Here is a 15,160-nt window from a genome sequence, read left to right on the forward strand (position 1 = left end):
CCGGAAATCCCTAGAGAAGCTCAATCAGGATTGGTCGCGCAATCGGCACGATCTGACGCTGCGCATCGGGAAAGGTCCGCGGTCAGGCAGTTCGGCCGCGAGAGTCTTGCGACGCCATCTGCGGCAGCTGCTGAAAAGAGAAGTGGCGGAGAGGATGGGATTCGAACCCACGGAACGCTTTTGACGTTCACTCCCTTAGCAGGGGAGCGCCTTCGACCACTCGGCCACCTCTCCACCTGCGGGTTTAGAATGCGGCGGCGCGGGCTTCAAGTGGGAGTTGCCGCGATTGCGGCATGGATTGCAGGCGGGGCTTGGCGGAACGACGGGTGGCGCTAGCGGCGATAGGGTTCCGTTTCGATCAACTCGATCGTGTAGGCGGCGTCGCCCATGTCGTTCATGTGTTGATCGGCGGTCAGCTGGCCTGTCACCCAGACGGCCGACCAAAGACGTTCCACACGGATGGGTTCAGCTGAGGTGACGTAGACGATCTGGTTCGGCGGCGGCGGCGGCGTGTGCACGCAGGCGCCGAAATACGGGACGAGCAGAAACTCGGTGATGTCGCCGCCGGGCTGGAGATCGAGCGGCAGGATGTAGCCGGGCATCCGCACCGTGCGGCCGATCAGGCCTTCCTGCACGTTGAACGTCCCGATCTGTGTCATCGGGCCGCCGAGATGGTCCATCTCGGTCATCGACGAGGCCAGATTATAGAGTTCCTGTATCCGCTCCATTTCCCCCTCCGGCAGGAGGTGGTCCCAATTGATGGTGGTGATCCCGTTTTCGTCCGGCAAGGGCAGGTTGGGGCCCGGCGGCGGCGGGGTGGCGCGAAGTGGAGCGCTGTCATCGACATTCGTCTGCGCGGCAGGGTCCGGCATGGCGGTTGCCGCCTGGGGCGGCGTGCCGGACTCGTCTTGCGCCGCGCGAGCGGTGTCGGGGCTGGCGCCACAGGCCGCGATGAAAAGCGTGAGCGGAGCGAGGATGTGGGAGATCTTGGGCATGAGAAGAAACCTTACAATCGGATCGACAAGCCGTCGGCCAATGCGTTGCGTTGAGCGCGCCATGCCGGCCACGCGCCGAGCAGTGCTCCGGCGAGGGTGACAGCGACAAGGACGGACATTTCCGACAAGCCGAAGCCTCCGCCCAGATCCAGCCCATATTGCGACCTTACGGCGCCGGAGACCAGCGCAAAGCCGACCTGGGTGATGATGATGCCGATAATCGCTCCGGCCGCCGCAATTGATGAGGCTTCGAGGACCAGAAGTCCGAAAATATCGCTTGGGCGAGCACCGGTGGCGCGCAGAACGGCCATTTCCCGCCGTCTCTCGTTCAGGCCGGAAGTGAGCGCGGTCAGGATGCCGAACAGTCCGACAGTGATGACGAGTAGCGAGATCGCGGTGAAGGCTGTTTCGGCCGCACCGATCACCTCCCACAATTGCGACAGGGCGACGCCCGGCATGATGGCCGTGAGCGCTTCACCGCCATAGGTGTTGATCTGTCTTTGCAGACCCAGCACGCGAATGGGTGAGTTCACACCGACCAGCACCGCGGTGACACTGTCCGGCGTCAGCGCATCGGCGTCTTCACCTGGGTCCGCGCGCGTGGCCATGCCGGTGTCCCAGCCGATATGGATGGCTTCGATGCTCTCCAGCGAAACATGCAACGAGCGGTCGACGGGCGTGCCGGTAGGGGCGAGCACTCCGACAACGGCGAAGTCATGCCCGGAATGGTCGGCGAAGCTGACCTCTCCGACGCCATGGGACAACACCACCTCATCGCCAATCTGGTAGGCCAGAAGGCGCGCGACTTCCGCGCCCAGAACGACTTCATGAAGGCCATTGAAGGCCCGTCCGGTGGCCAGCTCCAAGGGGCGGCTGCGGCCGTATCTGTAATGCTGGAAATAGTCCGCCGTCGTCCCGACAACCCGATAGCCACGGTGACTGTCGCCCAGCGAGATCGGCACCGCCCATTCGACATTCGGCGCCGAGGCGACCAGTTCATAACTGTCCCACCCCATATTGGCGGTCGGATCGCCCAGGCGAAAGACGGAATAGAGCAGGAGGTTGAGCGAACCACCTCTCGCCCCGACGATCAGGTCGGTGTCCGAAATCGTCGAGTTGAAACTGTCGCGAACGCCGCTGCGAATCTTCTCGACACCCAGATACAGGGTCACGCTGAGCACGATCGCCAGAATGGTCAGTCCGACCGACAGGCCGCGGTTGAGCAGGCTTTTCCACGCCAGGGTCAGAAGCGGGGCTCTCATCGGCTTCCTCCCGCCTTGTTGATAACGTCGAGCTCGACACTGCGATCGAAGCGGGCGGCGAGGCTGCGGTCATGGCTGACGAACAGGAGCGCCGCGCCAGATGCCTGACACTCCGTGGTGAGCAGGGACAGGAAGGCATCGCGGGTGTCATGATCGAGCGCGGAAGTCGGCTCATCCGCGATCACAAGGCCGGGCCTGCCGAGCAGGGCTCTGGCTGCGGCCACTCGCTGTTGTTGTCCGACGCTGAGCGCCGTCGATGCGCGATCCAGGCCGTCGCCGTCCAGGCCAAGCACATCGAGCAGGCGATGGGCCTCTTGATGCGGGCACAGGCCGGCGTCACGCAATCGGGAGGCGCGCTCGGGCGAGAAGCGAAGCGGCAGCAAGACGTTTTCGAGCGGGGTGAGGTAGGGAACGAGGTTGAAGAGCTGAAAAATCACGCCCAACTGGGATGCGCGAATGGCATCGCGCCGGGCCGCGCGCGCCGGATCCATGTGCTCTCCGAGCACGGAAATTTCACCGGTATTGGCGGGCGTGATGCCGGCGATCAGACCGAGCAAGGTGCTCTTGCCGCTGCCGCTTGCGCCGGCCAGAAACAGGCTTTCCGCGGCCGCCAGTTTGAATTCGTCGATCGCCAGCAGATCGGGTGATCCCGGCCAGGCAAAGCGTAGATTTGTGATGGCGATCGCCGGTACGCTCATCGTTGGAACCGGTATCCGGGCGAGGCGGGGGTGAGGTCAAAACCTTCTTGCCCATCGGGCGACAGGAAAACCGCTTCGACTTCTTCAAGGCGTGAAAATCTTTCAAACAATCTGGTTTCCATCCGCTCCAAACGGTCGGGGCTAGCGCACGAGAAGTGGTAGGTGACCCGTACATCCGTGTGCGCATTGTCATCGTGATGGGGCTCGTCGTCCAGTTCCGCCACCTGGAAAACACATTCGGCATCACGGTTGACCTGCAGGATCGAATTTCCGTCAGCGAGCCAGGTTTGAGCCTGGTCGACCGCCTGATGCTGTGCCTCGGTCCGCGGAACGCCCTCAAACCCGAACACACTATCGCCCGGGGCTTCGAATTCGGCCTGCAACAGTCCCTCGGCGTCGATTGCAATAACCAGTTGGGCCTCGCCATGAACGTGGGCGGCATGCGTTTGCGCCGCGTGATGATCTGCGGCGAGGGTTGCTACGCCCGAAAGCAGAACTTCAATCGGTCCCATTGCGGGTCTCCTGGTGTGCTCAGTTGGTGTGTTGTCAATTCAGTGAGACGTTATTATGTAACATTCACTTCGCCAAGTCGTCCGTCATTTCGTTTCTGTCATAATCAGGATGTCCACATGCGCCACCACGATGCGATCGGAATCGGGCTGTCCGGGCTTTGCCTTGTTCATTGCCTCGCCTTGCCGGTTCTGATCTCACTCAGTCCCGCGCTGGTCTTGTTCGAGAACGAATGGACCCACCTTGCACTCGCCGGAATGGCCTTGCCGGTGAGCCTGCTGGCCATGCGAAACTGGGTTGGCGGCGCAAGGGCGGCAGGCTTGCGTGCCATGGCGACCTTCGGTGTGGGCTTGTTGTTCTATGCGGCGCTGGGAGAGATGTCAGAACTGGCCGAGCAGGGGGTGACCACCGTCGGCGCGCTCCTGTTGGCGACGTCGCATGTGCTGGCATGGGTCTCGGCGCGCACCTGCGGGACCCATCAAGACTGATCGATGAACGGCGAGCAACGCCCCGAACAGAAGCCAATCAATCAGGCACTGGCTTTCGCTCTGAAAGCCGGCGACGGGTAAGTCGGACGTGCCGGCTAGAAAAAGGCCTGCAAGCCGGTCTGGGCGCGGCCGAGGATCAGGGCGTGCACGTCGTGGGCGCCCTCATAGGTGTTGACCGTTTCCAGATTGACCATGTGGCGCATGACCTGGAATTCCTCGGAAATGCCGTTGCCGCCGTGCATGTCACGCGCCATGCGGGCGATGTCCAGCGCCTTGCCGCAATTATTGCGCTTCATGATCGAGATCATTTCCGGCGCGGCCTTCGCCTCGTCCATCAGGCGTCCGATACGCAAGGAGCCTTGCAGGCCCAGCGTGATCTCGGTCTGCATGTCGGCCAGCTTCTTCTGGAACAGCTGGGTCTGGGCCAGCGGCTTGTTGAACTGGATACGGTCGAGCCCGTATTGGCGCGCGGCATGCCAGCAGAATTCCGCGGCGCCCATGGCACCCCAGGAAATGCCGTAGCGCGCCCGATTGAGGCAACCGAACGGGCCCTTCAGTCCCGACACATGTGGCAGGAGGGCGTCTTCGCCGACTTCCACATTGTCCATGACAATCTCGCCGGTGATCGAGGCGCGCAGAGACAGCTTGCCGCCGATCTTGGGGGCCGAGAGACCCTTCATTCCCTTGTCCAGGACGAAGCCGCGGATCTTGCCGTCATGGGCGTCAGACTTGGCCCAGACCACGAAGACGTCGGCGATGGGGGAGTTGGAGATCCACATCTTCGCGCCGTTGAGCGTGTAGCCCGTCGCCGTCTTGGTGGCGCGTGTTTTCATCCCGGCGGGGTCGGAGCCGGCATCCGGCTCGGTCAGGCCGAAACAGCCAATCCACTCGCCCGACGCCAGTTTGGGCAGATACTTCTGACGCTGCGCTTCCGAGCCATAGGCATAGATCGGATACATGACGAGCGAGGACTGGACCGACATCATCGAGCGATAGCCGCTATCGACCCGCTCGACCTCGCGGGCCACCAGGCCATAGGCGACATAGCCCAGGCCCGCGCCGCCATAGGCTTCCGGCAGGGTACAGCCCAGCAGGCCCTGCTCGCCCATTTCGCGGAAGATGGCCGGATCGGTGTTTTCTTCGCGATAGGCGTCGATCACGCGCGGTTGCAGCTTGTCCTGCGCATAGGCGTGGGCGGTATCGCGCACCATGCGTTCTTCCTCGGTGAGCTGGTCATCGAGGTGGAAGGGGTCTTGCCAGTCAAAGGAACCCAGATCCGGAGCGTCCTTGGCTTTCAGCGTCGGCTTGTCGGTCATGATATCTCCGTTCCCTCGGGCAGTTTGTGTTTCGCCTTGATGCCGGATTAGCCGGGCGCGGAGCGCGGAGCAAGTCGCCGAAGCGGTTCGACTTGGCGTGGTATCGCAAACACGGCTAGAGGTGAGGCAAGGCGAGCTGATCACGGCTCGCATGACACCGTTCGGGGAGGGATGGATGTCGCAGGAAAGCCTGATCGTTCTGGCCACGCTGATTGCCTACAAGCTGGTGCTTGTCGCGGTCGGGCTGTGGGCGTCGTCGCGAAACCGAACGGAGAGCGATTTCTTCATTGCCGGGCAGGGGCTCGGGCCCTGGGTAGCCGGTCTGTCCTACGCCGCGTCGACCTCCTCGGCCTGGGTGTTGCTGGGCTTTTCCGGCTTTGTCTATGCCAATGGCTTGTCAGCCCTCTGGATGGTGCCGGGCATCTGGGCCGGCTATGTCGCTATCTGGCTCTGGTTCGGCCGACGCTTGCGCGACGAGACCGGGCGAGAGGGGCATGTGACGACAGCGGATTTCCTGTCCGGTGGCCAGTCCGTGACCGGCAAGCGCCTGATCGGGGCTGTCGCGGCTGTGATGATCCTGTTCTGCTTCATCTTTTACATCGCTGCCCAGTTCGGGGCTGCGGCCCAGGCCTTTGAGACCCAATTCGCCCTGCCGCAATTGGAGTCGGTTCTGGTTGGGGCGGGGATTGTCCTGCTCTACTCCCTTCTGGGGGGCTTCTGGGCGGTCAGCGTGACAGACATGCTCCAGGGCGCGTTAATGCTCGTTGTGGCGATCCTTTTGCCGGTCGCGGCGCTTGTCGCGGCCGGCGGCCCGTCGGAAATCCTGGCGACGCTCGCGGCGAATGAGAGCCCGGCCTATCTGAGTTTCGGCGGTGATATGCCTGTCATGCTGCTGGCCGGTTTCGTGATCGGGGTCTGGGGTGTCGGCCTGGGCGCGCTGGGCCAGCCACAACTGATCACCCGCCTGATGGCGGTGAAGGACGAGGCGGCCCGCATGCGCGGTTTCCAGATTGCCATTGTCTGGGCCGTTCTGGTGTTTGCCGGCATGACCATGCTGGGCCTGTCGGGACGGGCCCTGGTCGGTGCGGGTTCGAATGGCGAAGCGCTGTTCTACCAGGTCGCGCGGGATTACCTGCCGCCGATCGTCGGCGGGCTGGTGATTGCGGCGGTCTTGTCCGCCGTGATGTCCACTGTGGACTCCATTCTCCTGGTCGCGGCCGCGGCGGTCAGTCGGGATCTGGGCGTATCCAGACACTTTGCCGGCCGTGAAGTCCTCGTCTCGCGGATCGTGATGATCGCGATCGCCCTGGTGGCGGTGTGGATGACGCTGGCCCTGCCATCGACGATCTTCGCCCGTGTCCTCTTCGCCTGGGCAGCGCTCGGGGCGGCCTTCGGCCCGGTCATCGTGATGCGGGTGGTGGGCGTGCAATCCGGCCATATGGCCGTTCTCGCGGCGATGATTGTCGGCTTTGGCCTGACGGTTTTCTTCAATGCGATGGGGGCTCTGGATCCGGACAGCCTGCCTGGACCGGCAGCATTGGCTGCGCAGTGGGCGCACCTGCCCGGCGACCCGTTCGAGCGTGTCTTTCCGTGGATTCCCGCACTGCTGATCCTGTGGTTCGGGCGGGTGCGGCCGACCGTCTGATTTTGCCCCTGCGACACCTCGCGCCTTGACCTTGGCGCCATCCCGTAACAAGTCGGCGGCATGATTGCAGAACTCGGGCAGTTCGCCCTTATCCTGGCCTTCGTGGTCGCGCTCTTCCAGTCGGTGGCCATCTTTGCGGGGCTGCGGACCGGCGATGCCGTGGTGCACGGCTTCGCGCGGACGGGCGCGATGGCGCAATTCGTTCTGGTTCTGGCGGCCTTTGCCTGTCTGACCGTGTTGTTCGCACAGTCGGACTTTTCGGCGCTCGTGGTCGCCGAGAACTCCCATACAGACAAGCCCTTCCTCTACAAGCTGACCGGCGTATGGGGCAATCATGAGGGCTCGATGCTGCTCTGGTCACTGATTCTGACCGGCTATACGGCGGCGCTGGCCTGGTCGGCCAAGCCGGTTGAAGCGCGCCTGATCTCATTGACCTTTGCGGTCCAGTCGCTGATCACCGCGGCTTTTACGGCCTTCCTGCTGTTCACCTCAAACCCGTTCGCGCGCCTATGGCCCGGGCCGGAGAATGGCCAGGATCTCAATCCGCTTCTGCAGGACCCCGGCCTCGCCTCGCATCCGCCCATGCTCTATGCCGGCTATGTCGGGTTTTCGATCACCTTCGCCTTTGCTGTGGCCGCCCTGATCGAGGGGCGTGTCGATGCGCGCTGGGCCCGAATCGTTCGGCCCTGGGCGCTGGCCGCCTGGACCTTCCTCACCATCGGCATCGCTCTGGGCGCCAGCTGGGCCTATTACGAGCTGGGCTGTGGCGGCTGGTGGGCCTGGGACCCGGTCGAGAACGCCTCGCTCTTGCCATGGCTTGCGGGCACCGCCTTCATCCACTCCCTTCGGGTGATGGAAAAGCGGGACACGCTGAAGGCCTGGACAATCCTGCTTGCCCTGATGACCTTCGCCCTGTCCATGGTCGGCACCTTCCTGGTGCGCTCGGGCCTGCTGACCTCGGTGCACGCCTTTGCCGTCGATCCTGAGCGCGGCGTGTTCATCCTGGGCATCTTGATCGCCCTGATCGGTGGGTCCCTGTTGATCTACGGCCTGCGGGCCAATCTGCTCAAACCGACCGGCCTGTTCTCCGAGATCAGCCGCGAGAGCACACTTCTGGTCAATAATCTGGTTCTGGCAGCCGCGTGTGCGCTGGTCTTCTTTGGCACGTTCTACCCGCTCTTCGTCACCACGGTGAGCGATGAGACGGTCACGGTCGGGGCGCCGTTCTACAACAATACATTCAATCCGATGATCGGCGCCTTGCTGATCCTGGTCCCCGTTTCCGGCATGCTCGCCTGGAAGCGCGGCAAACTGATGCCCGTGCTCAAGGATCTCGCGCCGGCCGGGATCGCTGCATTGGCCGGAGCGATTGCGGCTTTCTGGATCGCAGATCGCGGCCTTGTCGCAGGGGCGCTGGGTACGGCCCTGGCGATCTGGGTCGGGCTGGGCGTGCTGACCGATCTGGCCAAGCGCTTCAAGCTGGGGCAGATCGCCTTCTCCGCCTCACTGGCCCGCGCAGCGCGGCTGCCGCTGGGGATCTGGGGGATGGCTGTGGCCCATTTCGGGGTCGCCATTGTCGTCTTTGCCATTACCGGTGTGAGCGCGTGGAAGCAGGAAGCGAGTGCCTTTCTGATGCCGGGCGAGCATCTCGACATCCGCGAGCTTGCAATCACGCTGGACGATGTCCGGCAATATGAAGGCTCGAATTATATCGCCGAGCAGGGCCGGTTCACGGTCCGGAGGGGCCAGCAAGTGGTCGCTGACATGACGGCTGAGCGACGCCTGTATCCGGTGCGCGGCATGTCAACGACCGAGTCGGCCATCCATGCCCGGGCCACGGGCGATGTTTACGTGACAATCGGTCAGCCCAGCCCTGAGCATGGCTGGCCGGTACATGTCTATCTCTACCCCTTCGCGGTCTGGCTGTGGATCGGGTCGGCGGTTCTCGGACTGGGCGGCCTGCTCTCGCTCCTGGACCGTGGTCGCCGGGCGCTCGCCGCGAAACCCAAGGTCAAACCCGTCATCGCGGAGCCGGCGGAATGAATCGCGTCTTTCTATTCCTGCCTCTGGCGGTCTTTGTCGTGATGGGCGTCTATTTCGCCCTGGGGCTGCGAGAGGACCCGTCTTCGATTCCCAGCCGGATGATTGATCGACCGCTGCCGGCGTTCGACCTTGCCGCCATTGCCGAGGGCGAGCCGGGCTTTTCCAATGCCGATCTCGACGGTCAGGTAGCGCTGGTCAATGTATTCGGCACCTGGTGTCCGCCGTGCGAAATCGAGCATCCGATGCTGATGCAGATCAGCCGATCGGGAAGGGTGCCGATCTATGGTGTCGACTGGCGGGATGAGCCGGGCGCCGGGGCGGCCTGGCTCGCGCGCAATGGCAATCCCTATCAGCGCGTCGGGGACGATCCGGACGGCGACCTGGCCTTTGAGCTGGGCATCACAGGCGCCCCGGAGACCTTCCTCATCGACCGCCAGGGACAGGTCCGTTTTCACCATGTCGGAATCATCGACGAGACCGTCTGGCGCGACACCTTGCTGCCCATGATTGAGGCGCTGGAAACCGAATGATCTCCGCTTTTCGCATCCTGGCCATCCTGCTCGTCGTCCTGACCGCGTCACCGGCTGCCTTCGCGTCACCGCCTCCGGACGAGCAGATGGCGGATCCCGCCACCGAAGTGCGCGCCCGTGAACTCTACCGGGCCCTGCGCTGCGTCGTCTGCCAGAGCCAGAGCATTGACGAGAGCAATGCGGCCCTGGCGGCAGACATGCGTGACAAGGTGCGCCAGCGGCTTCTCGCCGGCGACAGCAATGCCGAGGTATTGGCCTGGGTTCGCGAGCGCTATGGCGATTATGTGCTGATGACGCCGCCACTGCAGGCCAATACGCTGTTTCTCTGGTTGCTGCCCTTTATCGCATTGATCGGAGGCGGTGCCCTGCTGGTCAGTTTCGTGCGTCGCCAGGCGCAGCGGACCGGCACCGCGATGGATGCCGAAGACGAGGCCGAGCTGGCGCGTCTGCGCGAGGAGGAGGGGCAGTCATGATCTGGATTCTGGTTGCCGCGATCGCCAGTCTCGTCGTGCTGGTTCTGATCCTGCCTGTCCTGCGCGGCGTGAAGGAGCAGGTGTCTGATGGACAGGGCGTGTTCGCCGGACAACTGGCCGAGCTCGCACGGGATCGGGAGCTCGGCTTTATCGATGCCGAGGCTGCCCGCCAGGCCGAGCTGGATATCCGCCGCCGGATGAGTCAGGTCGCGGCCTCATCGCGTGCGCCTCGCGAAGCGCGCGCTTCAGCGCGTCTGCGCCAGGGCCTGGTTGCCGGGTCGGGCATTGCGGCGATCGCCGCCGTATCGCTCTACATGATGCTGGGGAGTCCCTTTCTCGTCGGCATGGAGCCGGCGCGGGCTCCGGAATTGCCTGAAGATGTGCAGGCCATCATGACCGAGCTGGCCGATCTGCGCGCCAGCCTCGAGGAAAACCCGAACAACCCGCAGGGCTGGGCGGTGCTTGGCCAGGCGAATATGCAGATCGGGCGCTACAGCGTCGCGGCAGACTCGTTCGAGAGTGCGATCGATTGGGAGCCGGGTTCGGCCTTCCTCTTTTCCTCGTTGGGACAGGCGCGACTATTCGAAGCCGGCGGCAATATGACGCCGGCCGCGCGCGAAGCGTTCGCACGGGCGCTTGATGTCGATCCGGACGATGTACGGGCACGCTTCTTCATGGCAGAGGCGCGCTATCAGGACGGTGAAGAATCAGAGGCACTGAATGCCTGGCAGGCCATACTCGACAGCGCCGAGCCGGATGCCGCCTATCGCGGCATGATCGAGGCCCGCATCAGCGCCGCTCAAGCGGCGGCGCAAACGGACAGCGGCACACCCTGAGGCGTGCCGCCGAATTAACCGTTTCTGGCCTCAGGAGGCCGGAGTTTCGCGATTGCCCATGTCCGGAACGGCGGCGTCATTGCGAGCCCAGGTGACGAAGACATCAAGCTGACGCTCGGCCTCTTCGTAAACATGGTCCGGAATCTGCGTTCGCTCCGCGACTGCACTGCCGACACTCGGCAGGAAGTTTGCGACAACAAGCGCAGCGGTGACTGCGCTCCCCAGAATTATTGCTCTCGTTCTCATCAACAGCTCCCCAGCGATGAATCGAATAGCCAGTATCCTTACGAAAGCGTAAGAAATGGCGCCCGTCCATCCCGAGAAACGATAAACATCCCGGTTTTTCCTGGCTTATCGACCTTTCTTGCTCCTTGAGGTTGCTTGTCCGCCGTGAGCCGCACAGTTAACGTCCCAGTCTTGGGCGAGGTGAGACCGGTTGGCTTGTTTGGGGAGTCGGTTGGTGTTTGGACTGCATGGATCAGCCGATCACTCAGGATCGTGCAGCGCATGATGCGCATGCGCAGAAGACCCTCCTGAAACTGGTGAAAACCAGTTCTGAAGGCGAGGGCGGGCACGAGGCGTGTATCAGCGCCTTGCTGGACGTGGTTGCCGCGTATTTCCAGCTTCCCCTCGCCATCATTTCGCGCATCGATGGCGACCGGTATGAGGTTGAATTCGTACGCGATGAGAGCGGCGAGGTAGCCGTTGGCCAAACCTTCGAGCTGCCGCAAACCTATTGTGAACGGGTGATTTCGCTTGAACGCCCCCTTTATGTTCACCTGGCCGCCGACAGTATTTACGCCGACCATCCCTGCTATCGCGAGCTGGCCCTGGAAACCTATGTTGGGGTCCGGCTATTCGTCGACGGTGACGTCTATGGAACACTGAATCTGACGGCGCAGGACCAAAGGGAGCGCGCTTTTTCAAAGGCCGAGATCACCGTCTTCGAGACCGCTGGCGCCCTGATCAGCCATCATCTCGCCCTGCGCGAAGCCGATTGGCGCCTTGCGCTCGCGGTGACCGGTGCCGCGGTGGGCCTGTGGCTGTGGGATATGCGGACGGACTCGGTGGATTGGTCGCCGCGATTCCTCGATCTTGTCGGGATCACCGATCCGGACTTCAAGCCCTGTTTCGATGATTTCGCCAGTCGTCTCCATCCGGATGACCGGGACCGTGTGATCGGCGCCATCAATGATCATCTGGCTCAGAAAAAACCCTATGATATCGAATATCGCCTGCGGCATGAGGGCGGGCATTATTTCTGGGTCCGCGCGCGCGGCCAGGCGGAATGGAAGGCCAATGGCCAGGCCATACGAATGGCTGGTTCCATCGATGATATTACCGAACGGAAGAATGCCGAGACGCGGGCCAGCGACCGCCTGCGCATGATGGAAATGGCGGGCGAGGCGGCAGAGGTCGGCTATATCGACATCGATCCCGTCGCCCGGCGCGGGATGGCGAGCGACGAGGCCTTTTCCATTCTCGGTCTCGACCGGACGGTGTTCGAATTGTCGCTGGAAGCCCTGTTCGAGCGGGTTCATCCGGGCGATCGCGATGAGGCGCAGCTATTGGTTCGTCAGGCCCTGAAAAGCGGCGCCCTGACCTCGCGTGTATTGCGCTTCGTTCGCGCAGATGACGGGTCCGTGCGGGTGATCCAGCTTTGGGTGCAGGCGCTCAAGGACAGGCAGTGTGAGACGTCCCGCTTCTTCGGGGTCATCCAGGATGTGACGGCCCAGCGCGCCAATGAGCAAAGACTGCGACAGCAGACGGCCGAGTTGCGGCGATCCAATACGGAGTTGGAGCATTTTGCCTCAGTCGCGTCGCACGACCTGCAGGAGCCCTTGCGCAAGGTATCGGCATTCGGCGAGCTGGTCCTGCGCGATTATGATGACGCGCTGGACGCGCGCGGCAGCGGCATGGTCAACACCATGGTGGACGCGGCCCAGCGCATGCAGCAACTGATCCATGATCTGCTGCAATACTCGCGGTCCTCCCATGTGCCCTTGAAGCTTGAACGGATCGCGATTGACGCGCTGATGGGCGAGGTTGTCGAACACCTGGAGTATGCGATCCGTGACTCTGGCGGTCATCTGGAGTGGCCCGAGGATGCGCACGTCATGGGCGACCGTGTCCTCCTGCGACAGCTTTTCGTCAACCTGGTCGGGAATGCCCTGAAATATCGGGCTGAAGAGCGGGCTCCGCACATCATCATCGCGATCGACGATGCGGGCGCGGACTGCGACCTCACCATCACCGATAACGGAATCGGTTTCGCGCCTGACCACGCGAAACGCATATTCGAAGTCTTCCGCCGCCTGCACAGCCGCGATGCCTATCCGGGCACCGGGGTCGGGCTGGCCCTGTGTCACCGGATTGTCGAGCGGCATGGCGGAATGATTCGCGGAGAGGGCAGGCCGGGCGAAGGTGCGTGCTTTACCATTTCCTTACCGAAGAGGCCGGTCGACCGCTATTCGCTTATGACTGGCGGGGATGACTGAGGCGAGTCCATACATAAGGTGTTTGACGACCGGAGCGCGGCAGCTGAAACTCGGCGCCAGTTCCGTACCGGTTCTTTTGTTCTTTTTGCGAGTGGCCATCCATGACCCTTGAATCCCGCATCCTTGCGCGCTCCGAAGCGATCCTCAAATCCTGGCGGACGCTGAACTGGGCAAGCGCCTTTTCTGCGATCATCTACCCGGTCCTCGGCCTGGCCCTGATCACCACAATGATCATCCTCGGCCTCGCCCTGAACGGTCTCACCCTGCGCTGGTGGTACGCCCCGCTCTGCCTCGGCGTGACCGCCCTGACCATCTTCCTGTGCAATATGGGGATCGGCCCGCTTCACCGAATCTGGCAGCACCGCGCCGGCGAGATCAAATGGCCGGGGCAGGTCATCATCATGATCAATTGCATCCTGGCGATGCAGGGCACGTTGAAGGATTGGGTGAATTACCACTCCCAGCATCATCGTTTTGCCGACAAGCCGGGTGATCCGCACAATCCCCTCGAGTCCAAGGTCTGGGCCTGGGTCGGCTGGATCCTGTGGCGTGACGAGAAGGATCTGGCGCGTCCGATGCCGATGTGGCTGAAGGAAAATCCGGTTGTTCGTTTTGCCGACAAATTCCACATCACGCTCTCGCTGGTGATGCATCTGGTGATTCCCGCCATCATCTATGTCGCGGTCGCGTTGAGCGGTGGTTCGCTGATCCTGACAGCCCTGATTCACGCCAGTGTGATCATTGGTCGCGGTCTTCAGTTCCACGCCACGACGCTCGGTGTGAACGTATTCGGGCACATGAAAACGCCGAAATGGTTCGACTATGTGCTCGCCCTTCTGACAGGCGGCGAAGCCTTGCACGATCACCATCACGACTTCCCGCGTTCGGCGCTCCACCTGCCCAAAAAGGGCTTCTGGAACCGGGTCGTCGACTATAACGGCACAGCGCTCCTGGTCATGCGCCGCCTCGGCCTTGCCAAGAATCTGGAGATTGCGCCGCAATTTGCGTGATCTGCGCGTCATCACGACCGCACCCTGCCTTCAAAGCCCCGGTCTCGGACCGGGGCTTTTTCATGCGCGCATGTATGCCGGAATTTCACTGAAATTGCCGCTTTCGGCCATGGACCTGCCCCCGGTTCGGCGCTAGCGTCTTCGCAAGTGCATCATACCGAATGCTCGATAATGTCGATAAAGGGGAGATCATGTCCGATCTGGAAAGCTTCCGCGAAGAAGTCCGGGACTGGCTGAACGCCAATTGTCCCGAAGAAATGCGCCGGCCGATGGAGAGCGAGGCTGACGCTGTCTGGGGTGGCAAGAAAGGCCAGTACTCCGAACCGCAATTACTGTGGCTGGAGCGAATGGCCGCCAAGGGCTGGACCGTTCCCGAATGGCCGACCGAGTATGGCGGCGGCGGTCTTTCCAAGGAGGAAGCCAAGGTCCTGCGCGCCGAGATGCGGACCATCAAGGCGCGCTCCCCGCTGCAGTCTTTCGGTATCTGGATGCTTGGGCCGGCGCTGCTGAAATACGGAACGCACGAGCAGAAACTCGAGCATCTGCCGCGGATCGCGCGTGGCGAAATCCGCTGGGCACAGGGTTATTCCGAGCCCAATGCGGGCTCCGATCTCGCGGCGTTGATGACCAAGTGCGAGGACAAGGGCGATCACTATCTGATCAATGGCCAGAAAATCTGGACCTCCTATGCCGATCAGGCCGACTGGATCTTTGCGCTCGTCCGGACGGATTTCGAGGCCAAGAAGCATGAAGGTATTTCCTTCATCCTGGTCGACATGGACCAGCCCGGCGTCACCACCAAGCCGATCAAGCTGATCTCGGGAAAATCACCCTTCTGCGAGACGTTTTTCGACGA

At 62.6% G+C, this 15,160-nt stretch carries 16 protein-coding genes and 1 tRNA gene; 10 read left to right on the plus strand and 7 right to left on the minus strand.

The annotated features are described in order from the left end of the window. A partial coding sequence (locus tag QZ266_RS10485; protein ID WP_295694913.1) for a hypothetical protein occupies positions 1-184 on the plus strand: 184 nt, incomplete at its 5' end. Here QZ266_RS10485 and QZ266_RS10490 read toward each other — a convergent pair. The 5 genes from QZ266_RS10490 to QZ266_RS10510 form a co-directional block, all read right to left on the minus strand. Further along, positions 144-234: transfer RNA gene (locus tag QZ266_RS10490), tRNA-Ser, on the minus strand. The two genes, QZ266_RS10485 and QZ266_RS10490, sit on opposite strands and share 41 nt — an antisense overlap. 98 nt (positions 235-332) lie before the next feature. Continuing rightward, positions 333-995, minus strand: coding sequence for a DUF3299 domain-containing protein (locus QZ266_RS10495; RefSeq protein WP_295694915.1), 663 nt, complete (start codon positions 993-995; stop codon positions 333-335). 11 nt (positions 996-1,006) lie between these two features. Further along, a complete protein-coding gene (locus QZ266_RS10500) occupies positions 1,007-2,257 on the minus strand; it encodes an ABC transporter permease (protein ID WP_295694917.1) in 1,251 nt (416 codons plus the stop codon). Next, entirely contained in the window at positions 2,254-2,955 is a 702-nt protein-coding gene (locus QZ266_RS10505; protein ID WP_295694919.1) for an ATP-binding cassette domain-containing protein, read from the minus strand. Before QZ266_RS10505 ends, QZ266_RS10500 begins: the two co-directional genes overlap by 4 nt. Then, complete coding sequence (locus QZ266_RS10510; protein WP_295694921.1) at positions 2,952-3,467, minus strand: DUF2796 domain-containing protein; 516 nt, start codon at positions 3,465-3,467, stop codon at positions 2,952-2,954. Before QZ266_RS10510 ends, QZ266_RS10505 begins: the two co-directional genes overlap by 4 nt. Positions 3,468-3,584: 117 nt before the next feature. Between QZ266_RS10510 and QZ266_RS10515 the strand changes: the two genes are divergently transcribed. Next, positions 3,585-3,953 carry a MerC domain-containing protein gene (locus QZ266_RS10515; protein WP_295694923.1) on the plus strand — a complete coding sequence of 123 codons (369 nt, stop codon included), beginning with the start codon at positions 3,585-3,587 and terminating at the stop codon, positions 3,951-3,953. 95 nt (positions 3,954-4,048) lie between these two features. Here QZ266_RS10515 and QZ266_RS10520 read toward each other — a convergent pair whose 3' ends face one another. Further along, positions 4,049-5,269, minus strand: coding sequence for an acyl-CoA dehydrogenase (locus tag QZ266_RS10520; protein ID WP_295694924.1), 1,221 nt, complete (start codon positions 5,267-5,269; stop codon positions 4,049-4,051). A gap of 175 nt (positions 5,270-5,444) precedes the next feature. Here QZ266_RS10520 and QZ266_RS10525 point away from each other — a divergent pair, with 175 nt between their 5' ends. From QZ266_RS10525 to ccmI, 5 genes are read left to right on the plus strand one after another with little or no spacing between them, the layout of a single operon-like run. Continuing rightward, a complete protein-coding gene (locus QZ266_RS10525) occupies positions 5,445-6,914 on the plus strand; it encodes a sodium/proline symporter (RefSeq protein WP_295694925.1) in 1,470 nt (489 codons plus the stop codon). Positions 6,915-6,974: 60 nt separating this feature from the next. After that, positions 6,975-8,957, plus strand: coding sequence for a heme lyase CcmF/NrfE family subunit (locus tag QZ266_RS10530; RefSeq protein ID WP_295694926.1), 1,983 nt, complete (start codon positions 6,975-6,977; stop codon positions 8,955-8,957). Then, positions 8,954-9,487 carry a DsbE family thiol:disulfide interchange protein gene (locus QZ266_RS10535; RefSeq protein WP_295694929.1) on the plus strand — a complete coding sequence of 178 codons (534 nt, stop codon included), beginning with the start codon at positions 8,954-8,956 and terminating at the stop codon, positions 9,485-9,487. Before QZ266_RS10530 ends, QZ266_RS10535 begins: the two co-directional genes overlap by 4 nt. Next, positions 9,484-9,960 carry a cytochrome c-type biogenesis protein gene (locus QZ266_RS10540; RefSeq protein ID WP_295694931.1) on the plus strand — a complete coding sequence of 159 codons (477 nt, stop codon included), beginning with the start codon at positions 9,484-9,486 and terminating at the stop codon, positions 9,958-9,960. The genes QZ266_RS10535 and QZ266_RS10540 overlap by 4 nt, the downstream gene beginning before the upstream one ends. After that, positions 9,957-10,796 (plus strand): c-type cytochrome biogenesis protein CcmI, encoded by an 840-nt coding sequence (gene ccmI, locus QZ266_RS10545; RefSeq protein WP_295694933.1) that lies wholly within the window; start codon positions 9,957-9,959, stop codon positions 10,794-10,796. Before QZ266_RS10540 ends, ccmI begins: the two co-directional genes overlap by 4 nt. A 30-nt stretch (positions 10,797-10,826) precedes the next feature. On the opposite strand, the gene QZ266_RS10550 is transcribed toward ccmI, so the two are convergent. Further along, entirely contained in the window at positions 10,827-11,042 is a 216-nt protein-coding gene (locus QZ266_RS10550) for a hypothetical protein (protein ID WP_295694934.1), read from the minus strand. Between the two features lie 227 nt (positions 11,043-11,269). On the opposite strand from QZ266_RS10550, the gene QZ266_RS10555 reads away from it, so the two are divergent. From QZ266_RS10555 to QZ266_RS10565, 3 genes are all read left to right on the plus strand, one after another. After that, positions 11,270-13,294: a PAS domain-containing protein gene (locus tag QZ266_RS10555; protein WP_295694936.1), complete on the plus strand. Its 2,025-nt coding sequence runs from the start codon at positions 11,270-11,272 to the stop codon at positions 13,292-13,294. A gap of 101 nt (positions 13,295-13,395) precedes the next feature. Next, positions 13,396-14,304 (plus strand): acyl-CoA desaturase, encoded by a 909-nt coding sequence (locus QZ266_RS10560; protein WP_295694938.1) that lies wholly within the window; start codon positions 13,396-13,398, stop codon positions 14,302-14,304. A 191-nt stretch (positions 14,305-14,495) separates the two neighbouring features. Further along, positions 14,496-15,160: acyl-CoA dehydrogenase family protein (locus QZ266_RS10565; RefSeq protein ID WP_295694940.1), on the plus strand; the 665-nt coding region annotated here is incomplete at its 3' end.

The organism is uncultured Maricaulis sp. (assembly GCF_905480005.1).
Taxonomy (GTDB): Bacteria; Pseudomonadota; Alphaproteobacteria; order Caulobacterales; family Maricaulaceae; genus Maricaulis.

Excerpts from the sequence above, each read along its gene's own strand:
- QZ266_RS10495 (WP_295694915.1), bottom strand. The coding sequence starts at position 995 with ATGCCCAAGATCTCCCACATCCTCGCTCCGCTCACGCTTTTCATCGCG.
- QZ266_RS10500 (WP_295694917.1), bottom strand. The coding sequence starts at position 2,257 with ATGAGAGCCCCGCTTCTGACCCTGGCGTGGAAAAGCCTGCTCAACCGC.
- QZ266_RS10505 (WP_295694919.1), bottom strand. The coding sequence starts at position 2,955 with ATGAGCGTACCGGCGATCGCCATCACAAATCTACGCTTTGCCTGGCCG.
- QZ266_RS10510 (WP_295694921.1), bottom strand. The coding sequence starts at position 3,467 with ATGGGACCGATTGAAGTTCTGCTTTCGGGCGTAGCAACCCTCGCCGCA.
- QZ266_RS10515 (WP_295694923.1), top strand. The coding sequence starts at position 3,585 with ATGCGCCACCACGATGCGATCGGAATCGGGCTGTCCGGGCTTTGCCTT.
- QZ266_RS10520 (WP_295694924.1), bottom strand. The coding sequence starts at position 5,269 with ATGACCGACAAGCCGACGCTGAAAGCCAAGGACGCTCCGGATCTGGGT.
- QZ266_RS10525 (WP_295694925.1), top strand. The coding sequence starts at position 5,445 with ATGTCGCAGGAAAGCCTGATCGTTCTGGCCACGCTGATTGCCTACAAG.
- QZ266_RS10530 (WP_295694926.1), top strand. The coding sequence starts at position 6,975 with ATGATTGCAGAACTCGGGCAGTTCGCCCTTATCCTGGCCTTCGTGGTC.
- QZ266_RS10535 (WP_295694929.1), top strand. The coding sequence starts at position 8,954 with ATGAATCGCGTCTTTCTATTCCTGCCTCTGGCGGTCTTTGTCGTGATG.
- QZ266_RS10540 (WP_295694931.1), top strand. The coding sequence starts at position 9,484 with ATGATCTCCGCTTTTCGCATCCTGGCCATCCTGCTCGTCGTCCTGACC.
- ccmI (WP_295694933.1), top strand. The coding sequence starts at position 9,957 with ATGATCTGGATTCTGGTTGCCGCGATCGCCAGTCTCGTCGTGCTGGTT.
- QZ266_RS10550 (WP_295694934.1), bottom strand. The coding sequence starts at position 11,042 with ATGAGAACGAGAGCAATAATTCTGGGGAGCGCAGTCACCGCTGCGCTT.
- QZ266_RS10555 (WP_295694936.1), top strand. The coding sequence starts at position 11,270 with ATGGATCAGCCGATCACTCAGGATCGTGCAGCGCATGATGCGCATGCG.
- QZ266_RS10560 (WP_295694938.1), top strand. The coding sequence starts at position 13,396 with ATGACCCTTGAATCCCGCATCCTTGCGCGCTCCGAAGCGATCCTCAAA.